Source organism: Salinisphaera hydrothermalis C41B8, from assembly GCF_000732535.1.
In the GTDB taxonomy this organism is placed as follows: domain Bacteria; phylum Pseudomonadota; class Gammaproteobacteria; order Nevskiales; family Salinisphaeraceae; genus Salinisphaera; species Salinisphaera hydrothermalis.
Map to the genome: position 1 here is coordinate 1 of NZ_APNK01000033.1, position 16,405 is coordinate 16,405.

Annotated in this window: 15 protein-coding genes; 8 read left to right on the top strand and 7 right to left on the bottom strand. The window is 64.9% G+C overall.

Going from position 1 to position 16,405, the window contains the following annotated elements; all coding sequences use genetic code 11:
* Positions 1 to 94: 94 nt before the first annotated feature.
* The 7 genes from C41B8_RS15550 (at position 95) to C41B8_RS15580 (ending at position 7,232) form a co-directional block, all read left to right on the top strand.
* Positions 95 to 766: a bifunctional enoyl-CoA hydratase/phosphate acetyltransferase gene (locus C41B8_RS15550; RefSeq protein ID WP_232226093.1), complete on the top strand. Its 672-nt coding sequence runs from the start codon at positions 95 to 97 to the stop codon at positions 764 to 766.
* 211 nt (positions 767 to 977) lie between these two features.
* Positions 978 to 2,498 (top strand): aldehyde dehydrogenase family protein, encoded by a 1,521-nt coding sequence (locus tag C41B8_RS15555; RefSeq protein ID WP_037340295.1) that lies wholly within the window; start codon positions 978 to 980, stop codon positions 2,496 to 2,498.
* Positions 2,499 to 2,602: 104 nt separating this feature from the next.
* Complete coding sequence (locus C41B8_RS15560; protein ID WP_037340298.1) at positions 2,603 to 3,382, top strand: acetoin reductase; 780 nt, start codon at positions 2,603 to 2,605, stop codon at positions 3,380 to 3,382.
* Between the two features lie 72 nt (positions 3,383 to 3,454).
* The gene (locus C41B8_RS15565; RefSeq protein WP_051883649.1) at positions 3,455 to 3,766 is read left to right on the top strand and encodes a DUF779 domain-containing protein; all 312 of its coding nucleotides are present in this window, start codon (positions 3,455 to 3,457) and stop codon (positions 3,764 to 3,766) included.
* Between the two features lie 561 nt (positions 3,767 to 4,327).
* Positions 4,328 to 5,449, top strand: a complete 1,122-nt coding sequence (locus C41B8_RS15570; protein ID WP_051883659.1) for an NAD(P) transhydrogenase subunit alpha — start codon at positions 4,328 to 4,330, stop codon at positions 5,447 to 5,449.
* Between the two features lie 24 nt (positions 5,450 to 5,473).
* On the top strand, positions 5,474 to 5,782 hold the full coding sequence (locus tag C41B8_RS15575) for an NAD(P) transhydrogenase subunit alpha part 2 (protein ID WP_037340301.1): 309 nt from the start codon (positions 5,474 to 5,476) through the stop codon (positions 5,780 to 5,782).
* A gap of 10 nt (positions 5,783 to 5,792) precedes the next feature.
* A complete protein-coding gene (locus tag C41B8_RS15580; protein WP_037340302.1) occupies positions 5,793 to 7,232 on the top strand; it encodes an NAD(P)(+) transhydrogenase (Re/Si-specific) subunit beta in 1,440 nt (479 codons plus the stop codon).
* Between the two features lie 38 nt (positions 7,233 to 7,270).
* On the opposite strand, the gene C41B8_RS15585 is transcribed toward C41B8_RS15580, so the two are convergent.
* Entirely contained in the window at positions 7,271 to 7,714 is a 444-nt protein-coding gene (locus tag C41B8_RS15585; protein WP_037340305.1) for an OsmC family protein, read from the bottom strand.
* 146 nt (positions 7,715 to 7,860) lie between these two features.
* On the opposite strand from C41B8_RS15585, the gene C41B8_RS15590 reads away from it, so the two are divergent.
* Positions 7,861 to 9,033 carry an acetate/propionate family kinase gene (locus tag C41B8_RS15590; RefSeq protein WP_037340307.1) on the top strand — a complete coding sequence of 391 codons (1,173 nt, stop codon included), beginning with the start codon at positions 7,861 to 7,863 and terminating at the stop codon, positions 9,031 to 9,033.
* 34 nt (positions 9,034 to 9,067) lie between these two features.
* On the opposite strand, the gene C41B8_RS15595 is transcribed toward C41B8_RS15590, so the two are convergent.
* From C41B8_RS15595 to C41B8_RS15620, 6 genes are all read right to left on the bottom strand, one after another.
* On the bottom strand, positions 9,068 to 10,639 hold the full coding sequence (locus tag C41B8_RS15595; protein WP_051883650.1) for a bifunctional aminoglycoside phosphotransferase/ATP-binding protein: 1,572 nt from the start codon (positions 10,637 to 10,639) through the stop codon (positions 9,068 to 9,070).
* A 40-nt stretch (positions 10,640 to 10,679) separates the two neighbouring features.
* Positions 10,680 to 11,669, bottom strand: coding sequence for a zinc-dependent alcohol dehydrogenase family protein (locus C41B8_RS15600; protein ID WP_037340309.1), 990 nt, complete (start codon positions 11,667 to 11,669; stop codon positions 10,680 to 10,682).
* A gap of 34 nt (positions 11,670 to 11,703) precedes the next feature.
* On the bottom strand, positions 11,704 to 12,762 hold the full coding sequence (gene adhP, locus C41B8_RS15605) for an alcohol dehydrogenase AdhP (protein ID WP_051883651.1): 1,059 nt from the start codon (positions 12,760 to 12,762) through the stop codon (positions 11,704 to 11,706).
* Positions 12,763 to 12,968: 206 nt separating this feature from the next.
* A complete protein-coding gene (locus tag C41B8_RS19800; protein ID WP_051883652.1) occupies positions 12,969 to 13,640 on the bottom strand; it encodes a methyltransferase family protein in 672 nt (223 codons plus the stop codon).
* Between the two features lie 246 nt (positions 13,641 to 13,886).
* Positions 13,887 to 15,122 (bottom strand): MFS transporter, encoded by a 1,236-nt coding sequence (locus C41B8_RS15615; RefSeq protein WP_037340316.1) that lies wholly within the window; start codon positions 15,120 to 15,122, stop codon positions 13,887 to 13,889.
* Between the two features lie 102 nt (positions 15,123 to 15,224).
* Complete coding sequence (locus tag C41B8_RS15620; protein WP_037340353.1) at positions 15,225 to 16,325, bottom strand: branched-chain amino acid aminotransferase; 1,101 nt, start codon at positions 16,323 to 16,325, stop codon at positions 15,225 to 15,227.
* Between the last annotated feature and the right edge of the window lie 80 nt (positions 16,326 to 16,405).

The following is a 16,405-nucleotide window of genomic DNA, read 5'->3' on the forward strand; positions in this document are numbered from 1 at the left end:
GGGGTCAATTTTCAATCGGCGTTTCAAGACCAAAAGGGGTCACTTTTCAGTCGGCGTTGACAACGATGCCGAGGCAAGCCAGCGCGGCGTCGATCTGGTCCGGACCGGGCGAGCGCATGCTCTCATGAAAGGCAATCTGCATACGGATGCGTTCATGCGGCCTATCGTGGCGCGTGGCGGCGGTCTGCGGACGGCGCGCCGGATGAGCCATGTGTTCGTGCTGGATACGCCAGCCTATTCGCGCCTTTTGCTGATCACCGACGCAGCGATCAATATCGCGCCGGATTTGTCGGCCAAGCGCGACATTACGCAAAACGCGATCGATCTGGCCCGCGCGATCGGCATCGATACGCCGCGGGCGGCGATCGTCTGTGCGGTGGAGACCGTGACACCGGCGCTGCCATCGACCTGCGACGCGGCCGCGCTGTGCAAGATGGCCGATCGCAATCAGATCGAGGGCGGGCTGTTGGACGGACCGCTCGCGTTCGATAACGCGGTCTCGCCGGACGCGGTCCGCGCAAAGGGGATCGTCTCGGCGGTCGCAGGGCAGGCCGACATTCTGGTGGTGCCGGATCTGGAAGCTGGCAACATGCTGGCCAAGCAGATCGAGTATCTCGCGGGTGCACATCTTGCCGGCGTGGTGGTCGGCGCGCGCGTGCCGATCATGCTGACCAGCCGGGCCGACAGCGCGCTGGCAAGGCTTGCTTCTTGTGCGGTCGCCGCGCTGTATCGGCAATGGCAACTCGGGCGCACTGGGATCGAATAACCGGTCGGGCGGCGCACTGCGTCGGGCGGGGTCCGCTCTGGCGCGAGCTTTGCCGTTGGCGTTTTCCGCCCGCGTCGATCCAAGACGCCGGGTTGTGATCAGGATCAAAGCCCCCGGCCGTCGGCGACCTAGACTTTTGCGAAGCCTTCCCGCAAGGCGGGTATTCCGTCTTCCCCCCGGGGCCGAATGGCCCTCATCGCAGGAGTGGATCATGTTGACCAAGACACAAGCCGCCAAACTGGATGAAAGCGTGCTGCGCTCGCGTTACGACAACTTCATTGGTGGTGAATGGCGGGCACCCGCCAAGGGCCGCTATTTCGCGGATACGAGTCCGATCGACGCGAGTACGCTGTGTGAATTCGCGCGTTCTGATGAGGAGGACGTCGAACATGCGCTGGACGCCGCACACGCCGCCAAGGCGGGCTGGGCACACAAGTCGCCGACCCAGCGCGCGGAGATTCTCAACCGCATCGCCGATCGCATTACCGAGAATCTCGAACTGCTGGCGCGGGTCGAAACAAGAGACAACGGCAAACCCATTCGCGAAACGCTGAACGCCGATGTGCCGCTGGCGGCCGATCATTTCCGTTACTTTGCCAGTTGCATCCGGGCGGAAGAAGGCAGCATCGGCGAGATCGACCGTGACACCATCGCCTATCACTTCAAGGAACCGATGGGCGTAGTCGGCCAGATCATTCCCTGGAACTTCCCGCTATTGATGGCGGCCTGGAAAATGGCGCCGGCGCTGGCAGCCGGCAACTGCGTGGTCATCAAGCCGGCCTCGGATACGCCGATGAGCCTTGCGGTGTTGATGGATCTGATCGGCGACCTGTTGCCCGACGGCGTGCTCAACGTCGTGTTCGGGCACGGCTCGGAAGTGGGCGGCCCGCTGGCGCGCAGCCCGCGTATCGCGAAGATCGCGTTCACCGGTGAAACGACCACCGGTCGCCAGATCATGCAGTACGCCGCCGAAACCATCATCCCGCAGACCATGGAGCTTGGCGGCAAGTCGCCGAACATCTTCTTTGCGGACGTGATGGACGCCGACGACGAGTTTCTCGACAAGGCGCTCGAAGGCTTCGCGCTGTTCGCGTTCAACAAGGGCGAAGTCTGTACCTGTCCGTCACGCGCGCTGGTCCACGAGTCGATCTTCGATGAATTCATGGAGCGCGCGGTCGCGCGCGTCGCCGCCATTCGCGTCGGCGACCCGCTGGACCCCGAGACCCAGATGGGGCCGCAATGTTCGTCGGGCCAGCTCGAGAAGATCCTCAACTACATCGATGTCGGCAAGCAGGAAGGCGCGGACTGCCGGACCGGCGGACAGCGTGCCGAGGTGGCCGAGGCGCTCGCCAACGGCTATTACGTCGAGCCGACCGTGTTCGTCGGTCACAACAAGATGCGCATCTTCCAGGAAGAGATCTTCGGGCCGGTGCTGTCGGTGACCAAGTTCAAGGACATGGACGACGCGATCAAGATCGGCAACGACACGCTTTACGGCCTCGGCGCGGGTGTCTGGTCGCGCAACGTCAATAACACCTATCGCGTCGGGCGTGCGATCCAGGCCGGTCGCGTATGGACCAACTGTTATCACGTCTACCCGGCGCATGCGGCGTTCGGCGGCTACAAACAATCGGGATTCGGCCGCGAGACGCACAAGATGATTCTGGATCATTATCAGCAGACGAAGAATCTGCTCGTGAGTTACAGCACCAAGTCGATGGGCTTTTTCTAACAGCGACACCGGACGTTCCGGCGGCGGGCTGAACCCGGGCCGGGGCGCTGTAGAACGGCCGTTCCGGCTTGGCAACGGCCGTCCACCATGAGAAGGAAGCAACAATGACGATTGAAGGTAAGGTCGCGCTGGTTACCGGCGGGGCGCGGGGTATCGGGTTGGGGATCGCCCGGCGGCTGGCGGCCGACGGCGCCAGCATCGCACTGGTGGATGTCAACAACGACAAGCTCGGCGCCGCGGCCGAGGCGATCGACGCCATCGGGCGACCGGTCACCACGTTCGTGGCGGATGTCGCCGATCGCGACCAGGTTTATGCCGCCGTCGATCACGCCGAACGTGAACTCGGCGGGTTCGACATCATGGTCAACAACGCCGGGATCGCCCAGGTGAACCCCATCCTCGAGGTGACGCCGGAAGAGGTCGATCGCATCGTCGGGATCAATATCGAGGGCGTGCTCTGGGGCATCCAGGCCGCGGCGAAGAAATTCCAGGCGCGCGAACAGAAGGGCAAGATCATCAATGCCTCGTCGATTGCCGGGCACGAGGGCTTTGCGATGCTCGGCGTGTATTCGGCGACCAAGTTCGCGGTCCGGGCGCTGACCCAGGCCGCCGCCCGCGAGCTCGCGGCTTCGGGTATTACGGTGAATGCCTATTGCCCCGGTGTCGTCGGCACCGACATGTGGGTCGAAATCGACGAACGCTTTGCCGCGCTCACTGGGGCGAAGAAGGGCGAGACTTACGACAAATACGTGGGCGGTATCGCCCTGGGCCGGGCCGAGACGCCGGAGGATGTCGCCGCGTTCGTATCGTATCTTGCCGGCCCCGATTCCGATTACATGAGCGGCCAGGCCGTAATGATCGACGGCGGCATGATCTATCGCTGAGACGGCGTGAGCGGATAAAGCAAACATCGCCCGCCCGTGGCTTCTGGCGCCACGGGCGGCGAGGAACGAGCCATGCCGGATCGGCTGATCTTTACACCGCAAGCAAGCGAACTCGTCCGCCGGCTGGCCGAAAGGCATGGACCTCTGATCTTCCATTTGTCGGGCGGCTGCTGCGAAGGCGGCGCCCCGATGTGTTTTCGCCAGGCTGATTTCCGCCCGGGCAGCCGCGATGTCCTGCTCGGCAGGGTCGAGGGCTTCCCCTTCTACATCGGCCGGGAGCAGTTCGACTATTGGGCATCGTCCGAGCTCACGATCGACGTGACGACCGGCGGCGGCGACAGTTTCTCCCTCGGGCGTGTCGTCATGAGAGACGCCGCCGCATGAGGCCCGCCCATCGTGTCAGGCAAGGCGCATGCCGCCGAGCGTGGCGGGCCCACGGTCAAGGGATGCAACGCCGCCTGGCGCGGTGGGCGGGCCTCACCCGCAGGGCCCGTGGCCGTGAGGCGGCAATCCGGCGTTATCGTTCGCTCACGTGGCCGGGCCACGCGACGCTCACGATGCCTTGCCTTGCCACCTCACGGGCGCGGGTGCGGCGGTGTATCTCATGACGATACGCCCCAGGGCGGCTGATGGTGTGCGATTCATCGTACGCTCACGGTTGTTCACGGATGCCGAAATCGCCGAACTGACGGCCAAGGAGTTGTCTCCGCCCCGTAAGGAGTTGTCTCCGCCCCGTTAGGTGCCCGAGGACGTTCGGGCGCCAGACGTGTCATGGCCGGGCGGCCCTGCCAGCTGACTGCACGGTCATTGTCCGCTCGGTGATAACACACCGGTAATACGTGCACCGGTGTGCCCACCAACTCAACCGATTTGACCAGGATCAAGGCGCCGCGCGCCACGCGCGGCATGATCGACCCTAATTTGTGTATGAGCCAGACAGGTCACGTGATGATCCGAATCGCGGTGTTGAAGGAAAGAGAGTCGGGCGAGCGGCGTGTTGCCATGGTGCCGGCGGTGATCGAGCGGCTCACCCGGATCGAATGCGCGGTGACCATCGAGGCCGGAGCGGGCGCGGCCATGGGTATCGCCGATGATGCCTTCGTCGGTGCCACGATGGTCGATGATGTCGCGACGCTCGTAGCCGATGCCGACATCGTGCTCGCCGTGCAGCCGCCGAATCCCGAAACCCTGGCAGCCATGCGCGAGGGCGCGTTGCTGGTCTGCTTCACCCAGACGGCCGATATGCCCGCCATGTCGGATCGACTCGCCGCTCGCCAGATCACCTGCCTCGCGATGGAACGGGTGCCGCGTATCAGCCGTGCCCAGGCCATCGACGCGCTCTCCAGTCAGGCGGCGCTGGCCGGTTACTACGCGCCGCTGCTCGGAGCCACGCATCTCGGCCGTATTTTGCCGCGCATGACCACGGCCGCAGGCTCGTTGCGCCCGGCCGCGGTGCTGGTGATGGGCCTCGGCGTGGCCGGTCTGCAGGCCATCGCCACCGCGCGTCGTCTCGGCGCCGTGGTGGAAGGCTACGACGTACGTCCCGAGACCCGCGACGAAGCCGCCTCGCTCGGGGCCCGCTTCGTGGAGACCGGCGTCGATGCACGCGGTGAGGGCGGATATGCCCGCGAACTGACGCCGGAAGAAAAGCAGACCGTCGCCGCGGCGGTGACCCGACATCTCCAGGCGGCCGACCTGGTGATCACGACCGCGGCCGTGCCCGGTCGCCCGGCGCCGGAACTGATCAGTGCCGAGCAGGCGGCCGGCATGAAGGCGGGTGCCGTGATCGTCGATCTCGCGGCCGACAGTGGCGGCAACTGTGCATTGAGCCAGCCGGGCGAAACCGTGCACAGCGGCGGCATTACCGTGATCGCCCCGCTCAACGTGCCGTCTCGGCTGGCCGAGCATGCCAGCGAGCTGTATGCCCGCAATATTCTGAACCTGCTCGAACTACTGATCGTCGACGGTGAACTCGCGCCCGACTGGAACGACGAGGTGCTCGCTGCCATGCGCCTCGGCCCTGTCGACGAGCCCGCGGGGCAGCGCGACAACACCGCCATCGCCTGAGCCGGATTCCAACTCGAGATCATCATGGACGCACAACTCGCAATCGGCGGCGTGATCGCGCTGTATATCTTTCTGCTGGCGGTTTTCACCGGGTACGAGGTGATCTCGCGCGTACCGGCGATTCTGCATACGCCGCTCATGTCCGGTTCCAACTTCGTTCACGGGATCGTGGTGGTCGGCTCGTTGTATGCGCTACTGGATGCGACTTCGATCCTCGGCGTGGTGGTCGGTTTTTTCGGCGTGCTGCTGGGCGCGGCCAACGTGGCGGGTGCATACGTCGTGACCGAGCGCATGCTGCAGATGTTCAAGCCCAGCGACCGCAAGCCGCGTTGAGGAGATCGACATGAGTGTTCAGTTATTCATCGAACTCGCGGGCCTGGTGGCCGCGTTCCTGTTGATCTACGGCCTCAAGCGGATGTCGTCGCCGGTGACCGCGCATGGCGGCATCCTGTTGGCGGGTATCGGCATGCTGGTGGTGATCCTTGCGAGCTGGGTCCACGTGCTGGATGTACCGCCGGCGGCGCAATCGGGCCTTGCCATTAAAATCGTGCTGGCGATTGTGGCCCTCGCGCTGGGCCTGGGCTGGGCCGCCTGGACCGGCCGGCGCGTGGCGATCACGGCCATGCCGCAGATGGTCGCGCTCTACAACGGCATGGGTGGCGGCGCTGCGGCCGCGATTGCAGCCGCGGAACTGATCGGCGGCACGAGCATGGGTGGGGTGCACTGGGTGGTGACGCTGCTCGGTGCATCGATTGGCTCGATCTCGTTGTCGGGGTCGGTCGTGGCCTGGGCCAAGCTCGATGGTCGTCTCGGGACGCCGTGGCGGGTACGTGGCCAGCACTGGCTCAACGGCGGTGTACTGGCGGCCCTGGTGGCGTTCGGGGCCGGGGTGCTGGCGACGCAGTCCGGGGCGGGGATGGCGGTGCTGGCGATCCTGTTCTTTGTCGCGGCGCTCGGTCTCGGCGTGCTGGCCACGCTGCCGATCGGCGGCGCCGATATGCCGGTGGTGATTTCCTTGTACAACGCCTTCACCGGACTGGCCGTGGGGCTGGACGGGTTCGTGATCGGCAACCCGGTGTTGATGATCGCGGGCATGGTGGTCGGCTCGGCCGGCACACTGCTGACGTTGTTGATGGCACGGGCGATGAACCGCTCGGTCAGCAACGTGTTGTTCAGCAACTTCGGCGAGATCGACACGACGTCGGCGGGGACGATCAGCGGCCGCCTCAAACCCGCCGAGGCCAGCGATGCCGCGATCGCGATGCGTTACGCGGGCAAGGTGATCATCGCACCCGGTTACGGTCTGGCGGCGGCTCAGGCGCAGCAGAAGCTGTACGAATTCGTGAAGTTGTTGCAGGCCGCGGGCGTGGAAGTGAAGTTCGCCATTCACCCGGTGGCCGGCCGCATGCCGGGCCATATGGATGTGCTGCTGGCCGAGGCCGGCGTGCCCTACGATCTGTTGTACGAACTTGACGAAATCAACGAAGAGTTCGCCGATACCGATATCGCGCTGGTGATCGGGGCCAACGACGTGGTCAACCCGTCGGCGCGTACCGAGAAATCGTCGCCGATCTACGGCATGCCGATTCTGAATGTCGATCGCGCGCATCAGATCTATGTGATCAAGCGTGGTCAGGGCAAGGGCTATGCCGGGGTCGAGAACGCGCTGTTCTATGCCGACAACTGCAACATGGTGTACGGCGACGCCCAGGCGGTGTTGGCACAAATGGTTCAAGCGATCAAGGCGTTGGGCGAGGCGGCGCCGCAGGAGCAGGCGGCCTGATCGGGGCCGCCCGGCGGTGCCGGACGACCATGGGCGATTCAGGCGTTTTCGACGACTTCGACGGTCGGTTCCAGGCGAACGTCGGCGGTCAGCGAATTGGTGACCAGGCAACCGTCTTCGGCCTTGTCCAGGCATTGCTCGGCGAGGCGTTCGCGCGCGGCCTCATGAATCAGCAGATGCGGCTTCACGACCACGCGCGAGAAGTGATTACGACCATCGTGGCGTTCGAGCACGGCCTCGACGTCGCAGGTGAGACTGTCCCATTCCAATTTCGAGGCCCGGGCGACGGCGCGGAACGTGAGTACGAAGCAGCTGGCCACCGAGGCGACCAGCAGGGTTTCCGGCGACCAGTACCCCTCGGGGCCGTCGAATTCCGGCGGCGGCGTGGTGACGAGTTCGGGCAGGTGAGCCGCATCGAGATGGACTTCGCCTTCGGCGGTCCCGTGCGCATGAACGGTGTAGTGATGAGGCAGCGACTGCATGGGAAGCTCCGGTCTGAAGGAGCATTGAAGATAAGACGTGGACTGGGGGCGCTCATTGACGTGCGTCAAGGCCGTGCACAAGCCGGGCGCTGCGCATTTCGCCGCCTCCGGGCCGATGGGGTGCGCCGTGTCGAGTCGGAGGCGCCATGAGTGTTCTGGTCATCAACGCCGGTTCGTCGTCGCTCAAGATCGCACTGTTTTCTGAAGACGCGTCCGGGGCTGGGTTGCGCCGCAGTCTGCGCGCATTCGTGGATTACCACGACGCGCCGACCCGACTCTGCTTGTGGTCCGATGACGATCGCCTGCTCGACGAGCAGACGTTACCCGATGGACCCGAGCGCCTGACCGCGGCGCTGGCACGTGTACTGAGCGAATGCGATCGCTGCCTGGCGGGCGATCCCCTGGTGGCCGTGGGCCATCGCGTGGTCCACGGCGGCGCGGATTTTGCGGCGCCTGTGCGAATCGATGCCGCCCATTTGTATGCGCTCGAAGCGCTGACGCCGCTTGCCCCGCAGCATCAGCCGCACAATCTGGCCGGCGTGCATGTGATCGAGCAGTTGCGCCCCGGGGTCGCTCAGGTCGCTTGTTTCGATACGGCGTTTCATCGGAGCCAGCCACGACTGGCGCAGCGTTTTGCCTTGCCGCGGGATAGCTTCGATGCCGGGCTGCGTCGCTACGGGTTCCATGGCCTGTCGTATGAATACGTGGCGGGGCGGCTGGCCAAGCTGGATCCTGCCGCCGCCGGTGGGCGGGTGGTGGTGGCCCATCTGGGTCACGGTGCGAGCCTGTGCGCGCTATCGAACGGGCGCAGCATCGCGACCTCGATGGGCTTCAGTACGCTGGATGGGCTCATGATGGGGACGCGCTGCGGCGCGCTGGACCCGGGCGTATTGCTGTATTGGTTGCAGCAGGCGGGGCGTACGGTTGCTGAGGTAGCGGACACGCTCTATAACCGATCGGGGCTGCTGGGTGTATCGGGCCTGAGCGACGACATGCGCGTGCTGCTTGCGAGCGATACGCCGGCGGCTGCCGAGGCGGTTGCGTTGTTCGTTTATCGCTGCGTGCAGGAGATCGGCGCCATGGTCGCCGTACTGGGTGGACTCGATGCGCTGGTTTTCACCGGCGGTATTGGCGAGCACGCAGCACCGATTCGAGAGCGTATTGTCGAGGCCGTGGCCTGGTTGGGGCTGGTCTTGGATACCGATGCCAACGCGGTCGATGCGCGATGCATCAGCACCGTCGAAAGCCGCGCCCGTGCCTGGGTAATCCCCACCGACGAAGAGCTACAGATCGCGATGCATTGCCGGCGGCTCGGGTGAGCGTCGACGACGGGGGCGAGGTCCCCGTGTGGCGTCACGCGCTTGCCGGCGATTCCAGCGACTCGAACAGTGCCCGCAATTCGCTGCACGCGCCGGATGTGGTCAAGGCGTCATCGCGTTCGTCTGGCGCCAGCGGCCGATAGCGAGCCAGCTGCTGATCCAGAATCCGTTCGTTTGCATCCGATGCATCGGAGTCGCCGCGGGCCCGCAGCCGGCGACGCGCCATTTCGGGCGAGACATCCATGTCGAGAATATGAAATGGGCAACCGGCGTGATGAGCGACCGCGCGTGCCGCGTCGCGCAGATCGGTGTCCAGGAACGCGGCATCGAGGATCACCGGCCAGCCTTCGGAGAGCGCGATCTCGGCGAGTTCGAACAGGCGATCGTAGGTCGCGGTCGAACTTTGATCGCTGTACATGCCCCGGCCGAAGGCACCGGCCCGCTGATGGTTCAAGGGCGGCAAACCGTGTAGTCGCTTGCGTTCGATATCCGACCGAATGCGGACGTAGCCGAAGTGTTCGGCGACGCGCTCCGCGGCCCAGCTCTTACCGGAACCCGATATTCCGTGCGTGATGACCAGCCGCGGTCGCTCGATCGAAAGCGCCCGGGCCGTATCCAGATAGTGGGGTTTATTGCCCCCGGCGGGTTGGGCCGCACCGCCGAGCAGCGCGACCTTCGCTCGAACCAGCGCGCGATGCACGAGATACAGACGCAGCACGGCCAGACCAGCGTAATCGCCGGTGATTTCGAGGTAGTGATTGAGAAATCGATGCGCCGGCTCGACCAGACCGTGGGCATACAGATCCATCAAGGTAAAGGCCATGTCGTCCATCACGTCGATCCAGCGCAGCGCGGCATCGAATTCCACGCAATCGAAGGCTTCCCAGTAGCCGGTGCGATAGATCAGATTGGCGAGGTGCATGTCGCCGTGACACTCGCGCACGAATCCCGCCGCGCGGCGTTGCTCGAAGCTTAGCGCCGCACGCGCGAGTCGCTCTCGCATCCATCTATCCAGCGGCGTGAAGATCGAGCTTTCGGTTGGATCGATCAGCACGCGATATTCGTCGAGATTGGCTTTAGCCGTCGCGATCACGGCCTCGGCGCTGCCATAGTCGGGCCGGGGCGGCGGCGACGGCGCGTGATCGTGGTAGCGCGCAATCGTTGCCGCAAGGCCGTCGACCGATTCGATCGTGATTCGCCCATCGCGGGCGCAGACGTCGCCCTGGGCCTCGGGTGCGAAGCGGGCCATGCGCACGGCATATTCGATCACGGGGCCGCTGTCGGCGAAGCTGGGCCCATCCGGTCCGGCGTGAACCGCGACGCAGTCCAGGTAGATATCCGGCGCGTATCGGCGGTTCAGCCGGATTTCGGCTTCGCAGCATGTACGTCGGCGTTCGAGGGTTCCGTAGTCGACGAACGGGAGTCGCACCGCTTTCTTGATTTTGTATACATAGTCGCCGGCGAGCAGCAGGATCGAGATATGCGTTTCGATCCGGCGCACGCTGTCCACGGCATGCGGGTAGCGGTTCGGGTGCTGAAGTGCGTCGATCAATCGGCGTTGCGCATCCAGCGGATGGGCACAGGAATTGGGGTTATCCACGGTCATGGTGCGCGAGTCTCCAGGGCGATCGTCAGTTCTAGGCGAGTTAGGAAGTCCGGAGAACGGCGGCGCCCTCGAGACGGCCGTCGCGCAGATCGTCGAGCGCATCGTTGGCGCGTGCCAGCTCGTAGGTCGTGACCCGCGTACGGACAGGGATGCGCCCCGCCAAGTCGAGGAACGCCTCGCCGTCGCGACGCGTGAGGTTCGCGACCGAGCGCAGCGTCCGTTCCTGCCACAGCAGCCGATAAGCAAAGCTCGGTATATCGCTCATGTGAATGCCGGCGCAGACGACGGTGGCGCCCTTGTTGGTGGCCGCCAGCGCGGCGGGCACGAGCGCGCCGACCGGGGCGAAGATAATCGCGGCGTCCAGCGGCTCGGGCGGGGACTGGTCCGAATCGCCGGCCCATACCGCGCCCATAGCGCGCGCGAATGCCTGACCCGTGGTATCGCCCGGGCGAGTAAAAGCATAGACCGTCTGCTGATGGAAGTCCGCCACCTGAATCGCGATATGAGCGGCGGCCCCGAAACCGTACAGCCCGAGTCGGCTTGCCTCGCGCACCATGTGCCAGGCGCGGTAGCCGATCAGACCGGCACAGAGCAGGGGCGCGGCTTCCTCGTCGCTGAACTCGGCAGGGATCGGAAAGCAGAAAGCGGCGTCGGCGACCGCATAATCGGCATAGCCACCATTGAGCTGATAACCGGTAAAGCGGGCTCGGTCGCATAGATTCTCGCGGCCGCTGCGACAGAACGCGCATTCGCCACAGGTCCAGCCCAGCCAGGGTACGCCGACGCGTTCACCCACGCGCGTCTCAGGTATGCCGTAGCCGACCGCCGCCACGGTGCCGACGATTTCATGCCCGGGAATGAGGGCCGCTCTCGGGTCGGGGAGCTCACCGTCGACGACGTGCAGATCGGTACGGCAGACCCCGCAGGCGTGCACGCGAATCAGCAGTTCGCCGGCGCCCGGTTCGGGGCGAACGCGGTCGAGATCCAAGCGAAGCGGCCGGCCCGGCTCATCGAGCGCCATGGCGCGCATGTCCTCACCTCTCCAACGGCTCGAACGAAAACGCTCACGACATCCGGATGACCATGCGCCCGTCGACTTTTCCGGCTTCGAGTTCGGCGAACACGTCGTTGACGCGATCGAGCCGGGTCTCGTGAATATGGGGACGAACCTGGCCGTCGGCGGCGAACGCGATCGCTTCTTCCATATCCTTGCGCGTACCGACGATCGAGCCGCGGATGGTCAGGCGCTTGAGTACCACGTCGAAGATCGGCGTCTTGAAGTCGCCCGGCGGCAGGCCGTTCAGTGCGATGGTGCCGCGGCGGCGCACCAGCGACAGCGCCTGATTGAATGCGGGCACCGATACCGCAGTGACCAGCACGCCGTGCGCGCCGCCGCGTGTTTCATCGATAACTTGTTCAACCGCGGTGTCCTCGGCCGCGTTGATGGCGACGTCCGCGCCCAGATCGTGCGCCAGCGCCAGCTTGTCCGGCATAACATCCAGGGCCGCGACGTGCAGGCCCATCGCCTTGGCGTACTGGATGGCGACATGGCCCAGGCCGCCCACGCCGGAGATCGCCACCCATTCTCCGGGTTTGGTTTCGGTCTCCTTGAGCCCCTTGTAGGTGGTGATGCCGGCACAAAGAATGGGTGCGATCGACATGAAATCGACCTTGTCCGGCAACCGGGCGACATAGTCGGCATGACCGATCGCGTATTCGGCGAAGCTGCCGTTCACCGTATAGCCGCTCATGTTCTGCGACTCGCACAGCGTTTCCCAGCCCGTGATGCAGTGTTCGCAGCGGCCGCAGGCATCGTGCAGCCAGGCGATGCCGACCGCGTCGCCTTCCTTGAGATGGGTGACGCCGGCGCCGACCCGGGCCACGATTCCAGCGCCTTCATGGCCGGGGACGAAGGGCGGGGTTGGCTTGACTGGCCAGTCGCCGTTCGCTGCATGTAAGTCGGTATGACAAATGCCGCTGGCCATGATCTTCACCAGCACCTCGTTGGGCCCCGGGGCCGGCACCGGGATCTCGTCGAAACTCAACGGTTGCCCAAAGCCTCGTACTACGGCGGCATTCATCATCTGCGTCACGGCGTGATCCTCAACAAGCGGATGGTTCATGACGACGTTATCGCCGACCTGGAGAACACTTCTTGATCGAGGTCAAACCTGCAGCCGCGGATAGTTGGGCTATCGGCGTGATCCACCCGGCGCCAATCAAGGCGGGCGCCGTTTATTCGCGACGGTTTCGCCGCAAAGAGCCATGTCGGGCTGTCGGCCTTGAGCCAGACGAGCCGACGCCGGCCGGCACGCAGCCGGCCGGGGGCTCAGCCCAGTCCGATGATGATCAGCGCGAGGATGCCAGCCAGTGGCCAGACCCACTCGTGATTCGCGCGCACGCAGGCCCAGGAAAACCGCTGCGTATCGCCGCTGCGCCATGGGGTCAGCCGCGGGAAGAAATCCGGAACATGAGCGGCATGCTCATCGACGGCGGGACCGAACAGCTTGCGCAACTTGCCGTATTCGCGACGGTATTTACGCGGCATGTAATGTTTGAAAAATACATAGAGCGCGACGATGCCTGCCATCCAGATCGCCAGGCCGCGGTAGTCGTATGGATTGCCGGCGGCGATGAACAATCCGGTCATGACCAGCGCGGACCCGACATACGCCGGATTGCGCGTATGAGCGTATGGCCCGGTCGTGATGACGTTCTGATTCTTGCGCAGATGACCGAAAGTCCAGATACGCAATGCCAGCCCCGAAAGGACGACGACGCAGCCCAGTGCATAACTCGGGGCCCAGGGGGCGGCAAACAACAAGAGGCCGAGCGCGGCGGCATAGGCGAGCAGCAGCCGCGGCGTGATGCGGCGTGAGCGCAGCCGCGTCAGCAGATCCGCGTTCTGGATGGAGTGTTCGTCCGGGTAGATTCGCGGCGCTTCACCGCCCGCCGGGCGGCCGTCTAGCGGTGGGGTCGTATCGCGGTTCGCGTCGACCATGATAGGGCTCCCGAGTCTTGGGTACCGCTATGTTGACGCCTCGAATGTACGCCTTGCGTTCCGGAGTCGTTTCAATTTCGTTATCAACTCGGCACGAGCTCGAAGCCGAGGATGTATTCGCTCGAACCGGCGCAGTAGGGGCGGGTGCCGGTATGCGGAGCCGAGCTGCCGTAACGTTTCCGAGCCTCTTCCACGAACAAAAATAGGGCAGTCGCTCAGCCCTGGCTACATCTATGAAAACAGGCTCTAAGCATATCGAGGGCTTGGGTTGGCGACAGGGCCTGTTTCCGGCACCCCGAGATAGAACAGAACAAGCGCAGCGAATGCGACGGCCGTGAGAAAGAAGAAGCCGGCACTGTAACCGGCCATATCCACCACCCAGCCCGCGACCAGGTTGCTGAGCGAGGCGCCCGCGCCGATCGCGGTAGCGATCACGCCTTGGGTGACGTTGTAGCGCCCGGTCCCACGTGTGAGATCGGCGATGATGAGAATGTTCAGCACGCCGAAAATGCCGTTGGCGATACCGTCGAGCACCTGAACCGATACGAGGAATGTGGGGGAGGTCCCGACCGCGAACAGCACCCCGCGCAAAGGCAGGCAGGCCAGGGCGATCAGAAACACCGGGCGCCGCCCCCAGCTGACCGCGAACCGTCCGGACCAGGCTGCCATCGGTATCATCACGAGCTGCGCCACGATGACGCAGGCCGACATGTACAAGGAGGCGCCGTGGCCAGCGCCGACCGCGAGGTGCTGGCCGATCAGCGGCAGCATGGCCGCGTTGGCGAAGTGGAACAAGACGACGGCGGACGCATAGAGCAGGATCCGGCGATCGCGAAACAGTACGGCCAGCGAGCCGGGTGCCTCGACGCCGCTCGTATCGTCGCTCGTGCCGCGCGCCCGGCGATGGTCGATGTCCCGCTCGCGGATGGCGTACACCGCGACGATGCAGACCAGCGCGGTGGCCGCGGCCAGGTAGAAGATGCCCACGCGGGCAACGTAATACGCCACCAGACCGGCCGACACGGCAGCGAATAGATTGCCGGCGTGATTGAAGACTTGATTGCGGCCTTGCCGGGCGGAAAGCCGGTCATAGCCGACGAGGCCGAGCGTCAGAGCGGCAATCATCGGTGTCAGGAAGGCGCCGGCGGCACCCATGAGCACCTGGGCGCCGACGATCGAAACCGGGCTGTCGCACTGCGCGATGATCAGGCTGCCCATGGCAATGCAGAAGACCGCGACCGCCATGAGGTGCCGCTTCCAGGTGACACGGTCGATCAACGCGCCCGCTGGCGTTTGCACCAGCAGCGTGGCAGCGCCCGCGATCGCGACCGCCAGCCCGATCATGCCGGGTTCCCAGTGCAGCGAACTCAGCAGATAGATGGATAGAAAAGGCGCGATGCCGCCCTGCACATCGGCGAGCAGGAAATTGCTCCAGTCGAGTGCCATCAGGCTGCGCGGGGCGGGCGATCCGTCTGACGTCATCGAGGCTCCGGCTTGCTCGCCCCGGGACGGTGCGCCAGCGGCCGGATTATAGCGCGGTGGCCATGTCGCCCCGGCGATCGAGCGTCGGGGCGACGACAGGCATTACGCCAGCTGGGTCAGCCAGCCATGCTTGTCCTCGGCGCGGCCGTACTGGATGTCGAGCAATGCCTTACGTAGTTGCTGGGCCACCGGACCATTGCTGCGCTCGGGATCGCCGATTGTATCCTTTTCGGTGACGAGCGCGCCGATCGTGGTGATCACGGCGGCCGTGCCACAGGCGAATACCTCGGTAATCGTGCCGCTGTTCACCCCGTCGCGCCATTCGTCGACGCTGATTGGACGTTCTTCGGGCTTCAGGCCGATTTCTTCAGCAAGCTTGAGCACCGAGTCGCGCGTGACGCCTTCCAGGATCGTGCCGGTCAAGGCCGGGGTGACCAGGCGGCCGTCGGCGTAAACGAAGAACAGGTTCATGCCGCCCAGTTCCTCGACCCATTTGTTCTCGGCGGCATCGAGGAAGGCGACCTGTTCACAGCCGTTGTCGATGGCCTCCTGCTGGGCGACCAGCGAGGCGGCATAGTTGCCGCCACACTTAGCGGCGCCCGTGCCGCCCGGCGCGGCGCGGTTGTAGTGCGACGACAGCCAGATCGAGATCGGTTTGCCCGCGCCCTTGAAATACGACGCGGCCGGGGAGGCGATCACGTAGTAATCGACTTCCGCTGCCGGCTTGACGCCGAGGAAACGGCCGTTCGCAATCATGAACGGCCGAATGTAGAGGCTGCATTCCTCGGTCTCGTCACGCGGTGTCGGCACCCAGACGGCGTCCTGTGCGACCAGCGTGCGGATCGACTCGACGAATGTGTCGTCGTCGAGCTCGGGCAGCGCCAGCCGGCGTGCCGATTGACGAAAACGAGCCGCGTTGCGGGTGGGGCGAAAACTCCAAACCGAGCCGTCGGCGTGGCGATACGCCTTCAGACCTTCGAAGATTTCCTGCGCGTAATGCAGCACCGGCGAGGCCGGATCCATCGTCAACGGCCCGTAGGGGCGCAGCTCGGCGCCGTGCCAGCCGTCGGTCTTGGTCCACCGGACATGCGCCATGTGGTCGGTGAAGTACTGCCCGAAACCCGGATTATCCAGAATCTCCTGGCGTACGTTGGTGGCGACCGGCGTCGTCGTCGGGCGGATGCAAAACTCGGGCGTGGACACAGCGTTCGTCTCCGTGGCGTGAAACCGGCGGCCCCCCGGGGGCCAGCCGCGCATGATAAACGATGAATTCAGCGACAGTC